Source organism: Erwinia artemisiae (assembly GCF_051400835.1).
In the GTDB taxonomy this organism is placed as follows: Bacteria; Pseudomonadota; Gammaproteobacteria; order Enterobacterales; family Enterobacteriaceae; genus Erwinia; species Erwinia aeris.
The window spans coordinates 150,307-171,722 of the sequence record NZ_JBLFFM010000009.1; the positions used below are offsets into that span (position 1 = coordinate 150,307).

General features: G+C 57.2%; 18 protein-coding genes and 1 riboswitch. Of the genes, 6 read left to right on the top strand and 12 right to left on the bottom strand.

Annotated features, from left to right (window positions below):
* Positions 1–18: 18 nt before the first annotated feature.
* A complete protein-coding gene (locus ACMGEE_RS18100) occupies positions 19–1,263 on the bottom strand; it encodes a conjugal transfer protein TraF (RefSeq protein WP_436830433.1) in 1,245 nt (414 codons plus the stop codon).
* 438 nt (positions 1,264–1,701) lie between these two features.
* Here ACMGEE_RS18100 and zur point away from each other — a divergent pair, with 438 nt between their 5' ends.
* Positions 1,702–2,217, top strand: a complete 516-nt coding sequence (zur, locus tag ACMGEE_RS18105) for a zinc uptake transcriptional repressor Zur (protein ID WP_253456203.1) — start codon at positions 1,702–1,704, stop codon at positions 2,215–2,217.
* Positions 2,218–2,364: 147 nt separating this feature from the next.
* On the opposite strand, the gene ACMGEE_RS18110 is transcribed toward zur, so the two are convergent.
* The 3 genes from ACMGEE_RS18110 to ACMGEE_RS18120 form a co-directional block, all read right to left on the bottom strand.
* Positions 2,365–2,574 (bottom strand): CsbD family protein, encoded by a 210-nt coding sequence (locus tag ACMGEE_RS18110; RefSeq protein WP_125290167.1) that lies wholly within the window; start codon positions 2,572–2,574, stop codon positions 2,365–2,367.
* A gap of 649 nt (positions 2,575–3,223) precedes the next feature.
* Positions 3,224–3,832 carry a transcriptional repressor LexA gene (gene lexA, locus ACMGEE_RS18115; protein ID WP_253456205.1) on the bottom strand — a complete coding sequence of 203 codons (609 nt, stop codon included), beginning with the start codon at positions 3,830–3,832 and terminating at the stop codon, positions 3,224–3,226.
* Positions 3,833–3,929: 97 nt separating this feature from the next.
* Complete coding sequence (locus ACMGEE_RS18120) at positions 3,930–4,304, bottom strand: diacylglycerol kinase (protein ID WP_301252092.1); 375 nt, start codon at positions 4,302–4,304, stop codon at positions 3,930–3,932.
* 128 nt (positions 4,305–4,432) lie between these two features.
* Between ACMGEE_RS18120 and plsB the strand changes: the two genes are divergently transcribed.
* A complete protein-coding gene (plsB, locus tag ACMGEE_RS18125) occupies positions 4,433–6,862 on the top strand; it encodes a glycerol-3-phosphate 1-O-acyltransferase PlsB (RefSeq protein WP_253461154.1) in 2,430 nt (809 codons plus the stop codon).
* Between the two features lie 60 nt (positions 6,863–6,922).
* On the opposite strand, the gene ubiA is transcribed toward plsB, so the two are convergent.
* The 8 genes from ubiA to pgi all read right to left on the bottom strand — a co-directional run bounded on the left by ubiA (position 6,923) and on the right by pgi (position 15,574).
* Positions 6,923–7,801 carry a 4-hydroxybenzoate octaprenyltransferase gene (ubiA, locus tag ACMGEE_RS18130; RefSeq protein ID WP_253456211.1) on the bottom strand — a complete coding sequence of 293 codons (879 nt, stop codon included), beginning with the start codon at positions 7,799–7,801 and terminating at the stop codon, positions 6,923–6,925.
* Complete coding sequence (gene ubiC / locus ACMGEE_RS18135; protein WP_436830434.1) at positions 7,802–8,329, bottom strand: chorismate lyase; 528 nt, start codon at positions 8,327–8,329, stop codon at positions 7,802–7,804.
* 602 nt (positions 8,330–8,931) lie between these two features.
* Complete coding sequence (gene psiE, locus ACMGEE_RS18140; protein ID WP_253456218.1) at positions 8,932–9,330, bottom strand: phosphate-starvation-inducible protein PsiE; 399 nt, start codon at positions 9,328–9,330, stop codon at positions 8,932–8,934.
* Positions 9,331–9,478: 148 nt separating this feature from the next.
* Positions 9,479–11,566 (bottom strand): YjbH domain-containing protein, encoded by a 2,088-nt coding sequence (locus ACMGEE_RS18145; RefSeq protein WP_253456221.1) that lies wholly within the window; start codon positions 11,564–11,566, stop codon positions 9,479–9,481.
* The gene (locus tag ACMGEE_RS18150) at positions 11,566–12,315 is read right to left on the bottom strand and encodes a capsule biosynthesis GfcC D2 domain-containing protein (protein ID WP_253456224.1); all 750 of its coding nucleotides are present in this window, start codon (positions 12,313–12,315) and stop codon (positions 11,566–11,568) included. Before ACMGEE_RS18150 ends, ACMGEE_RS18145 begins: the two co-directional genes overlap by 1 nt.
* On the bottom strand, positions 12,312–12,953 hold the full coding sequence (locus tag ACMGEE_RS18155) for a YjbF family lipoprotein (RefSeq protein WP_253456227.1): 642 nt from the start codon (positions 12,951–12,953) through the stop codon (positions 12,312–12,314). The genes ACMGEE_RS18150 and ACMGEE_RS18155 overlap by 4 nt, the downstream gene beginning before the upstream one ends.
* Before the next feature lie 79 nt (positions 12,954–13,032).
* On the bottom strand, positions 13,033–13,281 hold the full coding sequence (yjbE, locus tag ACMGEE_RS18160) for an exopolysaccharide production protein YjbE (RefSeq protein ID WP_125290158.1): 249 nt from the start codon (positions 13,279–13,281) through the stop codon (positions 13,033–13,035).
* 643 nt (positions 13,282–13,924) lie between these two features.
* The gene (gene pgi / locus ACMGEE_RS18165; RefSeq protein ID WP_301252087.1) at positions 13,925–15,574 is read right to left on the bottom strand and encodes a glucose-6-phosphate isomerase; all 1,650 of its coding nucleotides are present in this window, start codon (positions 15,572–15,574) and stop codon (positions 13,925–13,927) included.
* A gap of 213 nt (positions 15,575–15,787) precedes the next feature.
* Here pgi and ACMGEE_RS18170 point away from each other — a divergent pair, with 213 nt between their 5' ends.
* From ACMGEE_RS18170 to panS, 4 genes are all read left to right on the top strand, one after another.
* On the top strand, positions 15,788–17,590 hold the full coding sequence (locus tag ACMGEE_RS18170) for a cation:proton antiporter (RefSeq protein ID WP_253456233.1): 1,803 nt from the start codon (positions 15,788–15,790) through the stop codon (positions 17,588–17,590).
* Between the two features lie 52 nt (positions 17,591–17,642).
* Positions 17,643–17,836, top strand: a riboswitch (Lysine riboswitch).
* 94 nt (positions 17,837–17,930) lie between these two features.
* Positions 17,931–19,283, top strand: a complete 1,353-nt coding sequence (lysC, locus tag ACMGEE_RS18175; RefSeq protein ID WP_253456236.1) for a lysine-sensitive aspartokinase 3 — start codon at positions 17,931–17,933, stop codon at positions 19,281–19,283.
* A 327-nt stretch (positions 19,284–19,610) separates the two neighbouring features.
* On the top strand, positions 19,611–20,303 hold the full coding sequence (aqpZ, locus tag ACMGEE_RS18180) for an aquaporin Z (protein ID WP_436830435.1): 693 nt from the start codon (positions 19,611–19,613) through the stop codon (positions 20,301–20,303).
* Positions 20,304–20,470: 167 nt separating this feature from the next.
* Complete coding sequence (gene panS, locus ACMGEE_RS18185; RefSeq protein ID WP_253456247.1) at positions 20,471–21,388, top strand: ketopantoate/pantoate/pantothenate transporter PanS; 918 nt, start codon at positions 20,471–20,473, stop codon at positions 21,386–21,388.
* Positions 21,389–21,416: the final 28 nt, after the last annotated feature.

Here is a 21,416-nt window from a genome sequence, read left to right on the forward strand (position 1 = left end):
ATGCGCCCCTGAGAGAAATCAGAACGTGAAGTTAAGCTGGGCTACCGCGCCCCAGGTATTGTCATTGCCCCGCATTCCGGCCAGGTCCAGATGTACCTTGTTAAACGGCGACACGCCAAAACCGGCGGTGACCACGTTGGTATCGTTAGACTTCATATCCGCACGATAACCTGCACGCAGCTGCAGCCAGTCCAGTACGCGATACTCCGCGCCCACGCCTGCATACTGGCTGTCTTCCACCGTTTTAAACCGTTTGGTCGGCGTGGCGTCCACATCCAGCGCCGCCGTCAGCCGCTCGGTATGATAAGAGACGCCAGGCGTCACTACCGGGCGGATCTGGTAAGTATCCTTGTAGCCGTTCACTTCGCGGGTATCGATATTGCGGGCAATCAGGTTCTGCGCGCTGACGCCCAGCGTCCAGTTATCGTTCAGATCGGTCGCCGCACCGGCATCCATGTTGAAACCGGTATTGGAATTTTTATAGCGCCCTTTGGTGAAATCCGACTTGTCGTAGTTATAAACGGAGGCGCTATAGTTATAGAGATAAGTCTTCTGGATCTTCGGCGTGATGCCAAACGAAACCGGATGACCGGCAATATTGAACTCATGCGCCACGGCAACGCCGTAATCATAAACTATGGCGCCGCGTCCCAGCGCTGACGAGGTCAGCGAGTCCTGCGCGCCCGGCCGTGGAAAATCGGTGCCGTCGGCAATGCGCTGCAAATAGTCGATATCGCCCTGGCTGACGTTCGCCGTCACGTGCGCCGTACCGTAAGCTTTCGCCACAAAGGCAAAAGGCAGCACTTCGTTCGGCACGGTCACCGCCACGGCCGCGCCTGCCGTAGCCCAGGCTTTGTTGCCCTTGATGCCGCGCAGCTGGCTCGCCAGATCGCCGGCCGCCGCCCGCACGCGTGGATAATTCGTGATCGGGCTGATGGGAGCCTGCTCGGCAATGTCCTGATAGCGATCAACGCTGTCGCTCAGGTCATCCACTTTATCGATGAGCTTGTGCTTATCCGTCAGCTGCGCGCCAGCGGCCGGAAGAATAATACTGACATCGTCTTCCGGCTGGGCTTTCGTCATCAGCGCCGGGTTAGCCAGCACCGCCGTGCCATAGGTTGAAGAGGCTACGCCCGTGCCACCCATCGCATCGTTGCGAGCGTCGTAGTAGTTGCCAGCGGCCAGAGCGCTTAGCGGAGCCAGAAACAGCACGGGAAATACAACCGGTCGGGTGAATCTGTTCAGCTTAAATTTTTTGACCATTTACTTCTAACCCTTCAACAAAGGAGACAGCGCCTGAAGCGCGACAAGTGTGATTGTCCGTATAATGGGCCGAACGGCGCTAAGTCATTAGCCTGAACTAAGTCAAATTACCGGGGCTTTTCTGCTCATTGCACGGCTTTTAATCTGCTAGCTGGCTTGAAAATAAGCCGTGTTTTCAACGTCTGCTGTGGAAAGGTTTACAAATATTTAAGTAAATGTAGCCAAAACATTTCAGAGTGCAACCGTTATTGACGGTCTTCTTTAGTAATGAATGGTACAACGCAGTTGATGACAAAGGTGAGCTTCCGCTCTTCGGATTTGACTGAAATTTTTTGCGGGCATAGCGATGAAGGGAGACGCTCAGGCGGGAAGCCGGAAGCGCGGCGTTTTTATCGGCGCTGTGATAATATAACGTGCTAAGCCAGCCTGGGGAGATCTATGAACATTAACAGTCCTGAAAATATTCTGTCGCAGGCGGAAGCTATCTGTCAGCAGCGCAACGTCAGGCTGACGCCTCAGCGTCTGGAGGTGCTGCGGCTGATGAGCCAGCACCACGGCGCGATCAGCGCGTACGACCTGCTGGACCTGCTGCGCGCCAGCGAACCGCAGGCCAAACCGCCCACTATCTATCGGGCATTGGACTTTCTGCTGGAGCAGGGATTCGTGCATCGCGTGGAGTCCACCAACAGCTATGTCGTCTGCCATCATTTCGAAGAGCCTGCGCATACCTCGGCGATGCTGATCTGCGACCGCTGCGGCGGCGTAGCGGAGCAACATGCGGAAGGCGTGCAGGATATTCTGAAGTCCCTGTCGCGGGCAGCGGGCTTTGCGCTGACCAACAGCGTGATTGAAGCGCACGGATTGTGCCAAAGCTGCGTTGAGGTGGAAGCCTGCCAGCATCAGGATGCGTGCCAGCACGATCATACGCTTGGGACAAAAAAGCGCGGTCGTTGAAACGGTCAACCATCAGAATAATTTAAGCGGCGGGATCGCGCCAGACAAAACAACAAGGGCAGCGCCAGAAGCGCTGCCCTTGCTTTAGAAGGCTATCCGGAGAGTCGGCCCTGGCAGTGCCAGTCAGCCTTTCCGGAGGCTATCTTATCAGAAACGATGGTTGTTGCTGGTTTCCCAGTCGCCCAGCTCTTTCTCAGCCTGGTCTTTGGTGTAGCCATAACGTTCCTGAATTTTACCGACCAGCTGATCGCGTTTACCTTCTACGACGGTCATGTCGTCATCGGTCAGCTTGCCCCATTTTTCTTTAAATTTACCTTTTAACTGTTTCCAGTTACCGCCGGCTTCGTCTTTATTCATCTTGTTTCTCCTTAACCTTAGGTGATAACAGCTTATCGTTACAGCAAAACCACTGACAGCAACATAAAACGCTGCCCAAATGCTTAACGTACAGATAATTGTAGTAGAAGATGGCAGGTTTGCACGGCGAGGCGGCGTATTTTTCTAAAAAAAAGCGAAGCGGCACGGGCCGGGCAGCAAAAATCGCGCGGGCTCGGATACTTAAGAAGCGGGAGAACAGAAGCGCTGAGGCGATTTTTCCGGTTCGATCGGCGGGGTTCGGGAAAAGACGGATGCAAACAGAGAGTAACTGCCCATACGGAATGCCAACACACAATAAACGCCAATGCGGAATACCAACAGGCAGTAAATATCATCGTGGGATACGAAAAGACAATAAACGCTAAATACGAACAGGAGCGGGCATCGATATATGTCGGACAGAACTACGATGGCTTGCGCTCCACAGGAGACATTCAGGCACGGTCAGACAATATGGCAGGGGCAGACAACAACCGTAGGTGCGGTCAGACAATATGGCAGGGGCATACAGCAGAAGGATTCAGACAATATGAGAGGTGCGAAATAAAAGCCGTAGGCGATACGCCCGCCGGTAGAAGCAAGCCTCTGCGTCATCGCAACGACGCAGAGGCGGCACGGCGTCTGGCTATTACAGCCAGCTACCGTTGCGGATCACGCCGACGGCAAGTCCTTCGATAGAGAAGGTATGCTCACGCAGATCCACCACAATCGGCTGGAACTCGCTGTTTTCCGGCAGCAGCTGCACAATGTTGCCCTGCTTTTTCAGGCGCTTGACGGTGACTTCATCATCAATACGCGCTACCACGACCTGGCCATTGCGCACGTCCTGGGTTTTATGAACCGCCAGCAGGTCGCCATCCATAATGCCGATATCCTTCATCGACATGCCGCTAACGCGCAGCAGGAAATCCGCGCCCGGCTTAAACAGATCGGGATCGACCTGGTAATGGCCTTCGATATGCTGTTCCGCCAGCAGCGGTTCGCCTGCCGCCACGCGGCCAATCAGCGGCAGGCCATCGACTTCTTCCATCATCAGGCGGATACCGCGTGATGCGCCGGAAACGATCTCGATAACGCCTTTACGCGCCAGCGCCTTCAGGTGTTCTTCAGCCGCATTCGGGGAGCGGAAGCCGAGCTGAGCGGCAATTTCTGCCCGCGTCGGCGGCATGCCGGTCTGGTTAATATGCTGGCGAATCAGGTCATAGACCTGCTGCTGCCTTGCCGTTAGTGCTTTCATCCCGCCCCCTGGTTGTTTATACAGTCGACTGTGAGTATATACAGGTATTTCGTCAATGAAAACCTCAAGCCGGATAAAAAACCATGGTGATAGCTATTTAGCCCGGCGGCTGGTGAGAAAGCAGAATCGTCAGCCAGACAAAAACCGCTAACAGAATAGCTAACAGCACGGCAGCTGAGCCCATATCTTTGGCGCGCCCGGAAAGCTCGTGGAACTCATTGCCCAGCCTGTCGACCACGGCTTCTATCGCGCTGTTGAGGATTTCCACAATCACCACCAGCGCGACGGAGCCAATCAGCATGACTCTGGCCAAAGGCGTCACGTCCAGCCAGCAGGCGATAATAATCGCCACTACCGCCGCAACCACTTCCTGGCGGAAAGCCGCCTCGTGTTGCCAGGCCGCCCGTAATCCTTTCCAGGAATACCCCGCAGCTTTAATGATCCGCGTTAAACCCGAGGCGTTATTTGCCATAATCAGGGAACCCTTTGTTCTGTTTAGCGTCAATGTCAGGGTAGCGCACATTTTGCAACACCACAGATCTCATGCAAGGATTCTGGTATGCTTGCGGCGCTTTGCTAACAAGAGGCTTTATGTTGTCTATGTCAGGTTGGCGTAACTTATATTACAAATTATTGAATTTACCGGTAAAAATGCTGGTAAAAAGTAAAGCGATCCCTGCCGAGCCGGTCGTTGAGCTGGGGCTGGATACGTCGCGTCCTATTATGTATGTGCTGCCATACGATTCAAAGGCCGATTTGCTGGCGCTGCGTGAGCAGTGTCGCAAAGAGGATCTGCCCGATCCTTTAGACCCGCTGGAGATCGACGGCACGCTGCTGCCCCGCTACGTCTTTATTCATGATGGCCCGCGCGTATTTCCTTATTACGCGGCCAATCCGGAATCCGTAAAGACGTTTCACGACTATCTGGATCTCCATCGCAGCAACCCGCTGCTGGACGTGCAGATGGTGCCCGTCTCGATTATGTTTGGTCGGGCGCCGGGGCGTGAAGTTCAGGGCGAAAGCCAGCCGCATCTGCGCGTGCTGAACGGCATTCAGAAATTTATCGCCGTCCTGTGGCTGGGCCGCGACAGCTTTGTGCGTTTCTCGCCGATGGTGTCGCTGCGCCGTATGGCAACCGAGCACGGCACCGATAAAACCATCGCCCAGAAGCTGGCGCGCGTGGCCAGAATGCACTTTGCCCGTCAGCGCCTTGCCGCAGTCGGCCCGCGTCTGCCTGTGCGTCAGGATCTGTTCAACAAGCTCTTACAGTCCAAGGCTATCGCCAAGGCCGTAGAGGACGAAGCGCGCAGTAAGAAAATCTCCCATGAGAAGGCGCAGCAGAACGCCATTGAGCTGATGGAAGAAGTTGCCGCGGATTTCTCCTACGAGGCAATCCGTCTGACCGACAGGATCATGGGCTGGACGTGGAGCAAGCTCTATCAGGGCATCAACGTCAACGGCGGCGAGCGCGTGCGTCAGCTGGCGCAGGACGGCCATGAAATCGTTTACGTGCCGTGCCACCGCAGCCATATGGATTACCTGCTGCTCTCCTACGTGCTTTATCACCAGGGCCTGGTGCCGCCGCATATCGCTGCGGGCATCAACCTGAACTTCTGGCCGGCCGGCCCGATTTTCCGTCGCCTGGGCGCGTTCTTTATTCGCCGCACGTTTAAGGGCAACAAGCTCTACTCCACCGTTTTCCGCGAATACCTGGGCGAGCTGTTCACCCGTGGCTATTCCGTGGAGTACTTTGTGGAAGGCGGCCGTTCCCGTACCGGACGCCTGCTCGATCCGAAAACCGGCACGCTGTCGATGACCATTCAGGCGATGCTGCGCGGCGGCAACCGCCCGATTACGCTGGTGCCGATTTACATCGGCTACGAGCACGTCATGGAAGTTGGCACCTATGCCAAAGAGCTGCGCGGCGCGACCAAAGAAAAAGAAGGCTTTATGCAGATGGTGCGCGGGCTGCGCAAGCTGCGCAATCTGGGCCAGGGCTACGTCAACTTCGGTGAACCGCTGCCGCTGGTGGCTTACCTGAACAAGCACGTGCCGGAATGGCGCGACGCTATCGACCCGATCGAATCCCAGCGTCCGGCCTGGCTGACGCCAGCGGTCAACGATATCGCCCAGCGCGTCATGGTGCGGATCAATAACGCGGGCGCGGCCAACGCCATGAACCTGTGCGTTACCGCGCTGCTGGCTTCCCGTCAGCGTTCGCTAACCCGTGAGCAGCTGGTGGAACAGCTGGACTGCTATATTCAGCTGCTGCGCAACGTGCCTTATTCGCCGGACGCCACCGTGCCGGACATGACGCCGGAAGCGCTCCTGGATCATGCGCTCAGCATGAACAAGTTCGAGATCGAGCAGGATAATATCGGCGAGATCATCGTGCTGCCGCGCGAGCAGGCGGTGCTGATGACCTATTACCGCAACAACGTTCACCACATGCTGGTGATGCCGTCGGTGATTGCGGTAATTTTGATGCAGCATCAGGAGCTGACGCGCGCCGAGCTGCTGCGCCAGGTCAGCGTGATCTATCCTATGCTGAAAAGCGAGCTGTTCCTGCACTGGGAAAAAGACGAGCTGCCGGGCGTGCTGGATCCGCTGGTCAGCGAAATGGCGCGTCAGGGTTTGTTGACCGCCGACGAGCAGACGCAAACGCTACGCCTCAGCCCTGCCCGTTTCCATACGCTACAGCTGCTGGCGGCCGGTGTGCGGGAGACGCTACAGCGCTACGCCATCACCTTTTCTATCCTCAGCGCCAATCCGTCGATCAACCGCGGTACGCTGGAGAAAGAGAGCCGCACCATGGCGCAGCGCCTGTCGGTGCTGCACGGCATCAACGCGCCGGAATTCTTCGATAAGGCGGTGTTCTCGACGCTGGTGCTGACGCTGCGTGATGAAGGCTATATCAGCGATACCGGCGATGCGCACTATGAAAGAACGCATAAGGTCTATCAGCTGCTGGCCGATCTGATCAGTCAGGAAGTGCGGATGACCATTGAAAGCGCGCTGACGTACGAGTAGGTAAGAGATAAAAAAAAGGCCGGCGTGAGCATCACACCGGCCTTTTTTATTGGCTGTCGATCAGCCAGAAAACGGCGCACAGCTCAAAGCGATGCCGACAAACAGGATCAGCCCCACATAGTTGTTATTCAGAAAGCCACGAAAGCAGGCATCACGTTCGCGAGCGCTAATCAGCTTTTGCTGATAAATAAACAGCGCCGCCGCCGCCAGCAGCGAGCAGTAAAAAGGCGCCCCCAGCTGCGTCAGCCAGCCGATGGCGGCCATCAGCCCCAGCGTGGCCAGCTGCAACAGGCCGATAATCAGCTTATCAAAACGGCCAAACAGGATGGCGGTGGATTTGACGCCGATTTTTAAATCGTCATCCCTGTCCACCATCGCATACTGCGTGTCGTAAGCGACCGTCCAACAAATATTGGCGAAAAACAGCAGCCAACAGGCCAGCGGCACCGTTTCGCTGACCGCCGCCCAGCCCATCGGAATGGCCCAGCCAAACGCCGCGCCCAGCACCACCTGCGGCAGATGGGTGTAGCGCTTCATAAACGGATAGATCCACGCCAGCGCCAGGCCGCCAAAAGAGAGCAGGATGGTCATCAGATTCATGGTCAGCACCAGGCAAAACGACACCAGCACCAGACCGCCAAACAAAAATTTCGCCTCCGTCGAGGTGACTGCGCCGCTCGGTAGCGGCCGCGATCGCGTGCGTTTGACGTGTCCGTCTATCTTGCGATCGGCAAAGTCGTTAACCACGCAGCCCGCCGCGCGCATAAAAAAGACGCCCAGCGTAAACACCACCAGCACGTTGAGCGGCGGCACGCGCAGCCCGGCCAGCCATAGCGCCCAGAAAGTCGGCCACAGCAGCAGCAGCGAGCCGATTGGCTTATCAATCCGCATCAGGCGACTGTAGGCCTGAAGCTTACTGACAGGTAAAGATTTTTCCATCTACTTCTTCCTTTCGGCCTGAACGGCGTGATAAAGCGGCGCAGGCGGTAAAAACAGTTCGGTCAGCAGCAGCGGCTTGCCGGAAAGGCGCAGCAGCGAGCGGCGACCCCACAGGTCGTGGCTGCGTCCCGGTTCGATAAAATCGCGGCTGAGCGTCGACGAGGCGAAAAGATAGCGCCCCAGCGGCTGGCTGCCAAGCTGTTGCAGCTTCTGCTCCGGCCCTTGTAGCGTGGATTCCGGCAGGATGGTGCGGGCCGCCAGCCAGGCTTCGCCATCGCCGCACAGCAGGATTTCCCGCAGCCAGTAGCGCGGCTCTTCAGGCAGCAGCAGCGCATCCGCGCCGGCCTCTTCCGCCCCGATAAAGCCCTCGCGCAGGATCTCAACGGTAGCTTTTTCGCAGTGGCGTTCAAAGCGGCGGGTCATGGAATCTTCTTCCATCAGCCAGTCAAGCAGCGACGGCGTCAGCTGGGGCGAAGAGAGTGGAAGCCATTCGATAGCGTGCAGCTGCGTCAGCGCGCGGTTGGTCATTGCGCTTCTCCGGACAGTAAAATGGGGCTAGCGTAGCACAAGGCAAAAGGCGTTAAACAGAATTTTAACAGGATAGCGAAGCGGAAAGCCGCCCCGGTAGGACGGCCTCCTGGCTTACTTGCCTGCTGCGTTAACGATCACCGTGATGGAATTATGGGACAGCTCCCACTTCCCTTCTCCGGATGACCACAGCGCACCAGAAACAACGAGCACGATACAAAGATACCGTTTCATTGTGCGGCCCTGCTAAAGGCCGCTTCGCAATGCCACCACCGGAGATGTAACTGCGAATGCAAGCACTTGGGAGTACTTGCGTTTACGGCCGTTGGAAATCCTTTTCCCAATCCGGTGCCCGCTTGCTTAAGACGGCGAAAAGGCCCGCCCGCATTGTACGCTAAACAAGCAGTTTGTACACTTGACAGACATTCTTCAAAAGGACATTCTATGAGCACTTGGGAGTGCTTGCGTTAAATCAGCAATCAACCTGCTGGCAAGGCCGCTTACCTGGCCAGCGCAAAAAAACCGCCGTTAAAGGCGGTTTTTTTGTTTCTGCCCTTGGGCGAAAAGCTGCCGCTTCGTCAGCCCACAAAGCGTCTTCCTGCCTATTCGCGTTTCAGGCGGTTGCTGTTCGCCAGCCACAGCGTCACCACCAGGATCAGGATCGCGACAGAATAGGCCAGCGTGTCGAGCGGATTCTTATGATCGACGATGATCAGGCGGATAATAGCCGTGATGCCGATATACACAAAGTAGCGCAGCGGGAAGTGGTAGCCGGACTGGAAGTACTTCACAATCAGCGCAATAAATTCAAAGTACAGAAAGTAGATCACAATCCCTTCGATCAGCAGATACGAAGAGGTCTGCTCGCCGGTATTCAGCAGCACGTTGGCCAGATGAAACGTCTCTTTTCCTAAAAAAACGGCCAGAATACCGGCCAGTGAAATCAGGCCTACGTTCAGCACCATCTGTAAAAACCAGGCAATACGCGTGGCGTTAATCATTATCATCCTCTGCAAATACGATTTCCCGTCAGATCATCCTGACCGCCACAATATGCTTTAGTGTGAGCTGCTTCACAAGTTTTCCGCAGGCCAGCCGCCCGCAACAGGCATAAAAAAAGGGGCGAAAATTCGCCCCTTGCTGTGCACCCTAGCGGAAGTCTTTGTCCCGATCGGTGGTCATATCGTAAAGCTGATACTTGCGGCCCAGCATCTGACCGCCGTCGCGCGTCAGCGGCGTCCAGTTGACCTGCGCGCGTCCACGCGTCGGCGAAGCGGTAAACAGATCCATCGGAATAGAAATGTAGAAGCCTTTGGTGAAGTCGCCTTCGCCATACTCCTCCGCCGAAACGTTGGTTTTGGTGGCGTAAGCGCCGACGATCACGCCACTGTCGAACTGACGGGAAACGTCCAGCGTCGCCCCTTTGTCCTCGGCCAGATACTGACCCACGCTCGCCTTCACCAGCACCTGATGGTTAAAGAAGGAGGGACGCCAGTAGGCGGTCAGATTACCGACTTTCGCATTGTAGTCGGTGAACTGCATCATGTTGTCCCAGTCGCGCTGCTTGACGTAGTTAGCGTCAACGCCGAACGCCCAGTCGGAATCAAGCGGACGATAAAGGAGTTCGCCGCCCACGCCGCCATACATCGTTTCCAGATAGCCGCCGTAAACCTGCCCGTAAAAGCCGTTGCCCAGGGAGTGCATATAGTTGGCTTGCAGGTTATTTACGTAGACGTTGTTGTCAACATAGTCGCGGATATGGGTACGGACGCGCGGCAGCGAGGAATCGGCCGGCGCGCCGTTATAGGTGAACTTATCGTAATTGTTCGCCAGGTTGCCGAAGACGCTGCCGTCCACCAGCAAATGATCGGTCAGCCAGTAGTTGGCGCTGGCCATCACGCCGACCTGGTACAGATAGAAGCTTTCCGGCCCGCCGACGGACTGGTTCAGCACCGGTGACAGGCTGGCGTTAAAGCGATCCGCGTCGATGTAATAGCCCTGCTCGGTATGGCCAGGATCGGACGGGTTAACCCGCTTCTGATCCAGCATTTTTTCTTTGCCGAGCGGATAGCCTTCCAGCTGCTGACGCAGGCTGTCGGTGCTGGTTTCCGTAGTGACCTGCGGCATATTGTTGCGCGTTTCGGTCACGTTCAGTTTTTCGATGTTCTGCGGCAGCGCATTCATCATGATCACATTGGCGCGATCGATCCCTTCCTGGGTATTGCGATATTTTACCTGCTGACCGGAAACATAAAGCGTGTCGCCCTTCACCTGAATTCTTGGCCCCACCAGGCCCGCATTATATTTCAGGTCGGTCAGCTGGTTCGCCACCACCGTCGGCTCGAGGAATTCGCCCTGCGGCTGTGGATTATAAGCTGGCTTAGGCGCATCCACCGAGGCGGTATGCAGATCGTTGAAGTTGGTGCGCAGCGTAAAGCCCGCCATCAGCGTGTTGCCACGCTCGTAGCTGACGTTAACGTCGGCCCAGTCGGTGATGCGATAAATAGCCCCAACGTTGACTTTACTTTTCTGCTCCAGGCGACCGGCAAAATCATCCTGATAGTCGTTGCCTTCGTATTCCACCTTCAGACGCAGCGGCTGCCATGGCGTCTGGTATTCAATGCCGCCGAAAATAGCCGCCGGGCCTTTAAACAGATCTTTGTCGCTGACCGAACCGGCGGTGCCGTTGGTGTTGGAGCGGTAGCAGTAGCTGCTGTCCGCCTCGCAGAACGGGTTTTTGACCGTGCCGCTGTTGCCGAGATAGCCGAAGCCCAGCCCGACGGTGAAGTCAAACGGCCCCCAGGCTTTGCTGGCAACCATATATTCGCTGTCGAACAGTCCTGTACCGCCCAGGTCGCGCGCGCCGACGGAGACTTCCGGCAACCAGTAGCCTTCCTGCCACAGTCGCGCTTTAAGATCGAACGCCTTGTCTTTATAGGACTGGCTGCCGCTGAAGCTTTCCACGGCGCTGTAGCGACGGGTTTTCACGTCGGTATAGCGGATGGTGGCTTCCAGCCACGGGAAAAGCTGCACCGAGGAGGAATAGAAGCGGTACTGATCGTTATAGCGGTAGTTCAGGCTGAATTCGCCATCTTTCGCCATACGCGCCGTCGGCACCTGCAGCAGGCCCACGCCGCCAAAGTCGGACTGCGATGGCCCGACAGGATCCGCAGCCTGAGCCTGGCAAGCGCAGGCCACGGACATCGCCAGCAGGCTGAGAAGGTAAGTTTTTTTCATCAGTCAGGGATCCGGTGCGTCAAAACAGAAATAATTTGCTGGTTAAGATCCGGGCCGTCAGGCAGCGACCAGGCAGAAAAGCCAACGTAAATGATGCTGCCCGCGTCGGGTTCAACATCGCGGCGATTCCAGTAGGCGACCGGCACCTGCTCGGTTTTGCCGGTAGGCGCGATCAGCGTGACGAAATTGCGCTCGCCGCCGTCCAGACGCTCGTGGTCAGCCAGATAGTCAACCACGCTGCGGCCCGCCACCCAGGTTGTTTTGCCGCTGTTATTCGCCAGACCGGCGATCGTCAGGCTGCCGGGTTTTTGCAGCGTATAGACGCTGTATTCACCCTCCAGCCGACGGTTCTCTTCAGGGCGCAGGCGCACCCAGTCCGGATCGAGGTTCACAATCTGACGACCCGTGACCTTAATGGCGGCAATCTGCTGGTAAAGGTTATCGACAACCGCGGCTTTTTCGCCGTCGTCGTCGGCGCGTAATTCCGCGCTCCAGCTTTTCAGACGCGCCAGCAGCTGCTGCTGTTGCTGTACCGCCGCTGCCGTCGCCAGCTTTTCGCTGATAACCGTGCCTGGCCACCAGGTACCTGCCAGCGCGGGGCTTGCCGTCAGCTGCGCCAGGTTTTGCGCATGGCTGACCAGCGCAGTTTCGCTGCGATCCGGCGAGAAGACGGTGACTTCGCTGTCGGCGCACACGTTCAGTGACACGCAGGCGGCGAGGCCTGCGAGGAGATAAGTAATATTTTTCATGATTTTGCAGGCTTCAGGATGGTGGTTTCAACGGAGACGTCGTCGCCGCCCAGCGTCTGCCGCGACTGGCGAACCTGGCCGGTAGTCGTGTCGATCCAGAAAATATTGCGCCAGGTTTTACCGTCGGCCGTGACCTCTTCCTGCCAGACGCGGCAGGCGACGCGGTGCCCTGTCAGGTCAAGTACCTCATCCTGCAAACGCGTAAAGCGCGATACCGCCGTCGCGGCGTGGAAGCGGCCCGCTGCCGACCAGGTCAGCTGGCGTGTCCAGCCTGCGCCATCGGTCAGATGCAGCGGATCGGCCAGCGGATCCTGAGCAAGGTTGCTCACCTCATGCAGGTTGTCCGCCAGGCCTAACGTTTTCACCACGCGGCCATGCTGCGTGACGATCATGGTGCGATCGCGCGTGATCCATTTTTGCTGGCCGTTTTCGTCAAAGCCCAGCACCACAAAAATACGCTGGCCGTTGTTAACGCGCAGATACATGCTGGCATAGGGCAGGCCTTCGACCTGCTCTGCCGTTACCTCGACGTCGTCCGGCCCGAGCAGAGCGAGTTTTACCGTCTCCCCCAGGCTTTTTTGTGTTTGTGTGCAGCCCTGGGCAAGCAGGCATAAAAGCAGCAGTGGTAGGTAGCGCACTGGTGTAAGTTCCTGAATGAAGTCTGAAAATATCAAAAAATAACCACACAAGCGTGTGGTTATGATTAATTTACTGCACTTAACGAGTGGTGCTGGTGGTGGTAGTAGTCGTGGTTCCGGTGTTGGAACCGTTACCGCCGCTGCTTGCTGCCAGCGCCACGCCAACCAGCGCGCCAAGCGCGCCCACACCCACTGCCGTGGTCGTCCCGGCGGAAAGGGTTCCCGCCGAGGCGCCCGCTGCGGCACCGGCCTCTTCAGGCGCGGCAAACGCGGCGGAAGCAGTCGCTAAGTACGCTACGGCTGCAGCAGCACATAAGACTTTTTTCATACAAAATCCTTCATAGAATGAATGGATAACTCGCCTGAAAGATTTCAGACCGGCTCATTATAAGGCAATAAATTACCAGAATTCAGGACGGTTAAACGCGCTGGCTGCTGCCGCTTCGCTGTGTGAAACAGAAACATTTTTGGAGGGATAAGGCAACAATTGGTCAATAAACTCGTTATATCGCTATTTATCGCTGCCATAACGCGACAAGTTAGCGCCATTCACTACCGATTGTGATTAAAACGGGCGTTTTATGGGCAGAAAATGCGGCAGCGCGCTTTTTCTGTTAAAAGTGCAGTTTATCAGTGGTTTAAATGTATTTACTCAGCGTTTTAAGCGGATCGAACGAGAATGCGTTTCGGACTATTCCTGCCATAAATTGACTTAGCGGCCTGAAATTTAAGAATTTCCTTAGTCAGGCAGCAGGTCATTCAGCAATTATTGGAAGAGGAATTAACCTTAAACTCTGTTACAGCGCCGCATTCGTCAGGGCCAGCGGGAAACCGCGTCGCTGTCAAACAGGACCACCAGTAGATAAAGATGGATCTGATAAACGCATTATGCAGCTAAAAAAGGCCGGCGCGATGGCCGACCTTCAGACTTTGCGCTGCGCCAGCAGAGAGCCGGACGCGTGTCAGCTGTTTCAGCCGCGCCAGTTTTTGTAGCGGTTGATCAGGCCGTTGGTGGAGCTGTCATGGCTTGCCACCTGCTCGCCGCCGGAAAGCTCAGGCAGGATGCGGTTAGCCAGCTGTTTACCCAGCTCCACGCCCCACTGATCGAAGGTGAAGATGTTCAGGATAGCGCCCTGGGTAAAGATTTTGTGCTCGTACAGCGCAATCAATGCGCCAAGGCTGAACGGGTTGATTTCACGCAGCAGAATGGAGTTGGTCGGACGGTTCCCTTCAAACACTTTGAACGGCACGATATGCCCGACGGACTGGGCATCTTTGCCCGCATCAGCGAACTCTTTCTCTACCGTTTCGCGAGATTTGCCGAACGCCAGCGCTTCGGTCTGTGCGAAGAAGTTAGAGAGCAGCTTGGCGTGATGATCGCCCAGCTGGTTGTGGCTGACGGCCGGCGCGATAAAGTCGCAGGGTACCAGCTTGGTGCCCTGGTGGATCAGCTGATAGAAGGCGTGCTGACCGTTGGTGCCAGGCTCGCCCCAGATGATCGGGCCGGTTTCATAGCTGACAGGGTTGCCGTTGCGATCGACATATTTGCCGTTCGACTCCATATTGCCCTGCTGGAAGTAGGCGGCAAAACGATGCATGTACTGGTCGTAAGGCAGGATAGCTTCGGTTTCGGCACCGAAGAAGTTGTTATACCAGATGCCGATCAGCGCCAGGATCACCGGCAGGTTTTGCTCCGCAGGCGTGTTGGCGAAGTGGTTGTCCATCGCGTGGGCGCCGCTCAGCAGCTGCTCGAAGTTATCGAAGCCGATGGACAGCACGATAGAGAGGCCAATCGCCGACCAGAGCGAATAGCGGCCGCCGACCCAGTCCCAGAACTCAAACATATTGGCAGTGTCGATGCCGAACTCGCCCACGGCTTTGGCATTGGTAGAGAGCGCGGCGAAGTGTTTCGCTACGTGCTGCTCGTCGCCCGCCGCCTTCAGGAACCAGTCACGCGCGCTGTGGGCGTTGGTCATGGTTTCCTGGGTGGTGAAGGTTTTTGACGCGACCAGGAACAGTGTGGTTTCCGGGCTGAGATCTTTTACCGTTTCCGCAATATGCGTGCCGTCTACGTTAGAGACGAAATGCATATTCAGATGGTTTTTATACGGACGCAGCGCCTCGGTAACCATAAACGGCCCCAGATCGGAACCGCCGATACCGATGTTGACCACGTCGGTGATAGCTTTACCGGTGTAGCCCTTCCACTCACCGCTGATGATGCGATCGGAGAACGACTTCATCTTCTCCAGCACCGCATTGACTTCCGGCATCACATCCTTGCCATCGACCATAATCGGCTTGTTGCTGCGGTTGCGCAGGGCAACGTGCAGCACGGCGCGATCTTCAGTGCGGTTAATTTTTTCCCCGGAGAACATGGATTTGATAGCATCCTGCAGCTCGGTTTCTTTCGCCAGAGCCTGCAGCTTGTCGAGCGTTTCGCTGGTGATGCGGTTTTTAGAGAAGTCCACCAGCATTTGATCGTCGAAGGTGGCGGAAAATTTGCTGAACCGATCGGCATCTTTCGCGAACAGGTCGGCAATCTCTACGTCTTTCATCTCTGCAAAATGCTGCTGCAGCGCTTGCCAGGCAGCGGTTTGTGTCGGATTGATATTTTTCATAGCAACACACTCTTTTTATTTAAGAACCGTAAAACAGACCGGGCGCCATGTTACCTGTTACGCGTTTTTCGCACGCCTTTCCCTGCAACAGGTGACGGCTATCAGAGGAGAAGTTTTCCTCTCTTTTGCCCGGGGCTATTTATAATTCAGGCGGCGGGGTGAAACCCGATGCGTTTCAGTATGACTATTCTTGCCCTTTAAAGGAAAAATTTTATGGAGCTTTCTGCGCCACTCCTGTTGGTTATCATTGGATTAAGCTCGCTCGTGGCCCAGTGGCTGGCCTGGTTGCTGCGTTTACCGGCCATTTTACCGCTGCTTGTTTTCGGCATTCTCCTGGGGCCGGTCGGTCATGTTTTGCAGCCGGATGCGCTGTTTGGCGCTCTGCTGTTCCCGCTGGTTTCTCTCTCGGTAGCGATCATTCTGTTTGAAGGCGCGTTGACGCTGCGTTTCGACGAGATCCGTGGATTGGGCAAGGTGGTGCGCAATCTGGTCACAATCGGCATGTTTATCACTTTTCTGGCTATCGGCCTCACCTGCTGGCTGCTGCTCGACTTCCCGCCCGAGCTGGCGGCGCTGGTCGGCGCCGTCACGGTCGTCACCGGCCCGACGGTTATCGCTCCGCTGATGCGCGTGGTGCGTCCGAATAAGGCAATTAATCAGATCCTGCGCTGGGAAGGCATTGTGATCGATCCGGTCGGCGCTATTTTCACGCTGCTGGTGTTTGAATTCATTGTGCTACAGCAAAAAGCGGAGTCGCTGACCCATCTCTTCTGGACGTTCGGCCTGACCGTGGTGGTCGGCACCGTCGGCGGCGCGCTGTTCGGCTGGCTGATGGGCGTCGCGCTGAAGCGCGTCTGGCTGCCGGGCTATCTGCAAAACTTTGCGGTGCTGGCCGTTACGCTGACCGCTTTCGGCGCGTCGAACGCTATTGCCGACGAGTCGGGCCTGCTGACCGTCACCGTGATGGGGATCTGGCTGGCCAATATGCGCGATGTGGATTTGAGCGAGATTATCGCCTTTAAAGAGGAGCTGTCGGCGCTGCTGATCTCCGCGCTGTTTATTATTCTGGCTGCCAGGCTGGATCTCGGCGCGCTGCTGGCGATGGGCTGGCCGCTGCTTGGCCTGCTGCTGGTGGTGCAGTTTATCGCTCGTCCGCTCTGTATCGCGCTCTCCACGTGGGGTTCCTCGCTCTCCTGGCGCGACAAGCTGCTGCTGAGCTGGATTTCGCCACGCGGCATCGTGGCGGCGGCAGTCAGCTCGCTGTTTGCGCTGACGCTGGAAAAAACCGGCTATGAAGGCGCCAGCCGGCTGGTGACCGTGGTGTTTGCGGTGATTATCGGCACCGTGGTGCTGCAAAGCCTGACCAGCTCGTTCCTCGCCCGTGCGCTGCGCGTGCAGCAACGGGAGCCGCGCGGTATCCTGATTATCGGCGCGAACAGCGTCGCCCGCGCGCTGGCTGCCGCGCTGCAAAAGCTGGATCTGCCCGTGCTAGTGACGGACAGCAGCTGGGAATATTATCGGCTGGCCCGTATGGAAGGCATTCCCGCTTACTACGGCAACGCCTGGTCGGATCATGCCGAAAACTTCCTCGACCTTAGCGAAACGGCCCAGGTGCTTGCCCTGTCGCCCAATCGCCATCAAAATGCGCTGGCCGTTTACCATTTCAGCCATATTTTTGGTAACAACAACGTGGCGGCTATTCGTTCGGGCGCCGCGCTGAAAGGCCGCCGCGACAGTGAAAGCCCGCGCTTTCGCCGTCATGAAGTGCTGTTCAGCCAGGAGCATACCTATGCCCGCCTCAGCAGCCTGCTGGCGAAAGGCGGCGTAATCAAAGCGACGGGCCTGAATGAAAATTTCGGCTGGGAAGAGTATCTGGAAAAGAATCAGAACGCGCTGTTGCTCTTTGTGCAGGACGAACAGGGCAAGCTGAAAATAGGCGACGGCCAGCCGCCCGCGCTGCCCTGTACGGTGATCGCTCTGGTACAAAATGAATCATCGGCCAGTTCCGGGGATTGACAGCAAGGCAATAACCCGGTATTTCTGGGCGGCTAGCTGCGCATCTGATGCGCAGGCCAGAAGAGGCGCGTCGCCCAGGCAGTGTGTTGGAGGAACCGAATCCGTAGAAAACACATCAGGGGGAGCGACGCCGAGGTACAAACCATGCGGTATGGGGCGTATCGGCTACAGGGGCTGAATCCTCTGGGTTGTCACCACGATCGTCCGCCGGGCGGACGATTTGCAAGGTGGAGCGCTTCTGGGTGACTCGTAGTAATCCCTTTTCTACGTCTGCCCCGTTTCTGCTCTTCCCTTGTGCCAAGGCTGATAGATTTTAACCTGACACGAGGTATGTCAAGACATGTCCCAATCATTGATCGTGGCGAAGTTCGGCGGCACCAGCGTTGCCGATTACGCCGCCATGAACCGCAGCGCCGACGTGGTGCTGGCCGATCCGAATGTGCGCGTGGTGGTGCTTTCCGCCTCTGCGGGCGTCACCAACCTGTTGGTTTCCCTGGCGGAAGGCCTGGAGCAGGAACAGCGTGCTTATCAACTGGATGAGATCCGCCGCATCCAGTACGCCATTGTTGACCAGCTGCCGCATTCTGAAGTGATTCGCGACGAAATCGATCGCGTGCTGGAAAACATCACCATGCTTTCCGAAGCCGCCGCGCTGGCTACCTCAACCGCGCTGACCGATGAGCTGGTCAGCCACGGCGAACTGATGTCCAGCCTGCTGTTTGTAGAGATCCTGCGCCAGCGCGAAGTGGCCTCCGAGTGGTTCGACGTGCGTAAAGTGATGCGCACCAACGACCGCTTTGGTCGCGCAGAGCCGGATGTCGCGCTGCTGGCGGAACTGACGCAGGCACAGCTGGCGCCGCGGCTGGGCGAAGCGCTGATCGTGACCCAGGGCTTTATCGGCAGCGAGCCGAAAGGCCGCACCACCACGCTGGGTCGCGGCGGCAGCGACTATACCGCCGCGCTGCTGGGCGAAGCGCTGCACGCAAGCCGTATCGACATTTGGACCGATGTACCGGGCATCTATACCACCGATCCGCGCGTGGTGCCGACGGCGAAACGCATTGATGAAATCACCTTTGGCGAAGCGGCGGAGATGGCGACGTTTGGTGCCAAGGTGCTGCATCCGGCCACGCTGTTGCCTGCCGTACGCAGCGATATTCCGGTGTTCGTCGGCTCCAGTAAGGATCCGGCCGCTGGCGGCACGCGCGTCTGCAACGAAACGCAGGATCCGCCGCTGTTCCGCGCGCTGGCCCTGCGCCGCAAACAGACGCTGCTGACGCTGCACAGCCTGAATATGCTGCACGCGCGCGGCTTTCTGGTTGAGGTTTTCACCATCCTCGCGCGCCATAATATCTCGGTCGATCTGATTACCACTTCGGAGGTAAGCGTTGCGCTGACGCTGGATACCACTGGCTCCACCTCCAACAGCGATGGCCTGCTGACTCAGGCGCTGCTGACCGAGCTTTCTTCTCTGTGCCGCGTAGAGGTAGAAGAAAACCTGGCGCTGGTGGCGTTAATCGGCAATCAGCTTTCCAAAGCCTGCGGCGTCGGCAAAGAGGTCTTCGGCGTGCTGGAGCCGTTTAACCTGCGCCTGATCTGCTATGGCGCAAGCAGCTATAACCTCTGCTTCCTGGTGCCGGGCAACGACGCCGAACAGGTGGTGCAGGCGCTGCATAAAAATCTGTTTGAGTAAGCGTGAAAGCCGGGCGGAAGCCCGGTTTTCAGATTGCTGACAAGCCTGCGGCGCCCTGCCGTTTTTCGCAGCAGCAATGCCGCCCTTCCTCAGCCCAATGGTGGCCTGATAGCCTTAAGGCTTAATCAGCCTTGCCCGCTTTTTTACTTTTCTTGTTTTTCCCTTTCATCGCTTTACTCAGCGAGCGCTTATCTTTTGATCTGGCTCAAGCCAGTCGCTAATAAAGCCGCAGATCCGCCCGCAGACAGCATATTCTCCGTTCCGTTGATTTTCCGGTTGGACAAGCCAGGGATAATCGTGGCGTTAAATCAAATAATGGAGCAAAACATGCGTAGGTTAGTCGCTGAATCGCTGGGAACCTTTGTGCTGGTTCTCGGCGGCTGTGGTAGCGCGGTATTAGCCGCGGCTTTTCCCGAGCTGGGAATTGGTTTTTTCGGCGTATCGCTGGCGTTTGGCCTGACCGTCCTGACGATGGCTTATGCCGTAGGGCATATCTCGGGCGGTCATTTTAATCCGGCGGTAACCATAGGGCTGTGGGCCGGCGGCCGTTTTCCCGCGTCGCAAATCCTTCCCTATGTGCTGGCGCAGGTTGTGGGCGGCGCGCTGGCGGCAGGCACGCTTTATCTGATCGCCAGCGGCAAAGCCTCTTTTGACGCGGCAGCCAGCGGTTTTGCCGCTAACGGCTACGGCGAGCATTCGCCCGGCGGTTTCTCTCTGCTGTCCGGCATGATTGCGGAAGCCGTGCTGACCGCTATTTTCCTGATCGTCATCCACGGCGCGACCGACAAACGCGCGCCGAAGGGCTTTGCGCCCATTGCTATCGGTCTGGCGCTGACCCTGATCCATTTGATCAGCATTCCGGTGACCAATACCTCGGTTAACCCGGCACGCAGTACCGCCGTGGCTATCTTCCAGGGCGGCTGGGCGCTGGATCAGCTATGGATGTTCTGGGCGATGCCGCTCGTCGGCGCGCTGGTTGGCGGCCTGATTTACCGCGTTCTGCTGGAGGAAAAAGCGTAACGCCTGCCTGGCGGGCCGCTGCTGGCCCGCCCTTTTCCTGCGTCTTTCCCGCCGCTGTCCGCTCGTCCTTCCTTTCCCATCGGCTAATGCTATGATTCGACGACCGCTTTTCCCCCGTTCCGGGAAAACGGCATTCTGTAATCACAACATAAAAAGGAAGTCTGGCTATGCTCGCCACCGTTACCCGACTGTTCCCGTTATGGGCAGTCCTGCTTTCCCTTGCTGCCTGGTACACGCCAACTCCCTTTCTGGGTATTGGCCCCTGGGTCACTTATTTGCTGATGCTGATTATGTTTGGTATGGGCGTCACGCTGAATATCAACGATTTCAAACGCGTGCTGACCCGACCGGCACCGGTTATCGCCGGCACGTTTTTGCACTATCTGGTGATGCCGCTCGCCGCCTGGGCGCTGGCAAAACTGTTTAAGATGCCGCCGGATCTGGCAGCGGGCATGATCCTGGTCGGCAGCGTCGCCAGCGGCACCGCTTCCAACGTGATGATCTATCTGGCTAAGGGCGACGTGGCGCTGTCGGTGACCATCTCGTCCGTCTCCGCACTGGTAGGCGTGTTCGCCACGCCGCTGCTGACTAAGCTCTACGTGGATACGCATATTCAGGTGGATGTCGCCGGGATGCTGCTGAGCATCGTTAAAATCGTGGTGGTGCCGATTAGCATCGGGCTGATTGTCCATCACACGCTGCACGGCGTGGTGCGCCGCGTGGAGCCTTATCTGCCCGCTTTTTCCATGGTCTGCATTCTGCTGATTATTAGCGCCGTCGTAGCGGGCAGTCAGGGCTTTATCGGGTCGGTGGGGCTGGTGACGATAGCCGCAGTGATCCTGCATAACGCTATCGGCCTGCTGGGCGGCTATTGGGGCGGCAAGCTGTTTGGCTTCGATGAATCCACCTGCCGCACGCTGGCGCTGGAAGTGGGAATGCAAAACTCCGGGCTGGCGGCGACGCTGGGCAAGCTTTACTTCTCACCGCTGGCCGCGCTGCCGGGCGCGCTGTTCTCGGTCTGGCACAATCTTTCCGGCTCGCTGCTGGCGGGCTACTGGTCCAGCAAACCCATCAGCAAAAAATAGCGTTTCTCCCCCGCATTGTCGCGGGGGC

Excerpts from the sequence above, each read along its gene's own strand:
- lysC (WP_253456236.1), top strand. The coding sequence starts at position 17,931 with ATGTCCCAATCATTGATCGTGGCGAAGTTCGGCGGCACCAGCGTTGCC.
- lexA (WP_253456205.1), bottom strand. The coding sequence starts at position 3,832 with ATGAAAGCACTAACGGCAAGGCAGCAGCAGGTCTATGACCTGATTCGC.
- panS (WP_253456247.1), top strand. The coding sequence starts at position 20,471 with ATGCTCGCCACCGTTACCCGACTGTTCCCGTTATGGGCAGTCCTGCTT.
- ACMGEE_RS18150 (WP_253456224.1), bottom strand. The coding sequence starts at position 12,315 with ATGAAAAATATTACTTATCTCCTCGCAGGCCTCGCCGCCTGCGTGTCA.
- ubiC (WP_436830434.1), bottom strand. The coding sequence starts at position 8,329 with ATGACCAACCGCGCGCTGACGCAGCTGCACGCTATCGAATGGCTTCCA.
- yjbE (WP_125290158.1), bottom strand. The coding sequence starts at position 13,281 with ATGAAAAAAGTCTTATGTGCTGCTGCAGCCGTAGCGTACTTAGCGACT.
- ACMGEE_RS18100 (WP_436830433.1), bottom strand. The coding sequence starts at position 1,263 with ATGGTCAAAAAATTTAAGCTGAACAGATTCACCCGACCGGTTGTATTT.
- ACMGEE_RS18170 (WP_253456233.1), top strand. The coding sequence starts at position 15,788 with ATGGAGCTTTCTGCGCCACTCCTGTTGGTTATCATTGGATTAAGCTCG.
- psiE (WP_253456218.1), bottom strand. The coding sequence starts at position 9,330 with ATGATTAACGCCACGCGTATTGCCTGGTTTTTACAGATGGTGCTGAAC.
- ACMGEE_RS18145 (WP_253456221.1), bottom strand. The coding sequence starts at position 11,566 with ATGAAAAAAACTTACCTTCTCAGCCTGCTGGCGATGTCCGTGGCCTGC.
- plsB (WP_253461154.1), top strand. The coding sequence starts at position 4,433 with ATGTCAGGTTGGCGTAACTTATATTACAAATTATTGAATTTACCGGTA.
- ACMGEE_RS18110 (WP_125290167.1), bottom strand. The coding sequence starts at position 2,574 with ATGAATAAAGACGAAGCCGGCGGTAACTGGAAACAGTTAAAAGGTAAA.
- ubiA (WP_253456211.1), bottom strand. The coding sequence starts at position 7,801 with ATGGAAAAATCTTTACCTGTCAGTAAGCTTCAGGCCTACAGTCGCCTG.
- aqpZ (WP_436830435.1), top strand. The coding sequence starts at position 19,611 with ATGCGTAGGTTAGTCGCTGAATCGCTGGGAACCTTTGTGCTGGTTCTC.
- pgi (WP_301252087.1), bottom strand. The coding sequence starts at position 15,574 with ATGAAAAATATCAATCCGACACAAACCGCTGCCTGGCAAGCGCTGCAG.
- zur (WP_253456203.1), top strand. The coding sequence starts at position 1,702 with ATGAACATTAACAGTCCTGAAAATATTCTGTCGCAGGCGGAAGCTATC.
- ACMGEE_RS18120 (WP_301252092.1), bottom strand. The coding sequence starts at position 4,304 with ATGGCAAATAACGCCTCGGGTTTAACGCGGATCATTAAAGCTGCGGGG.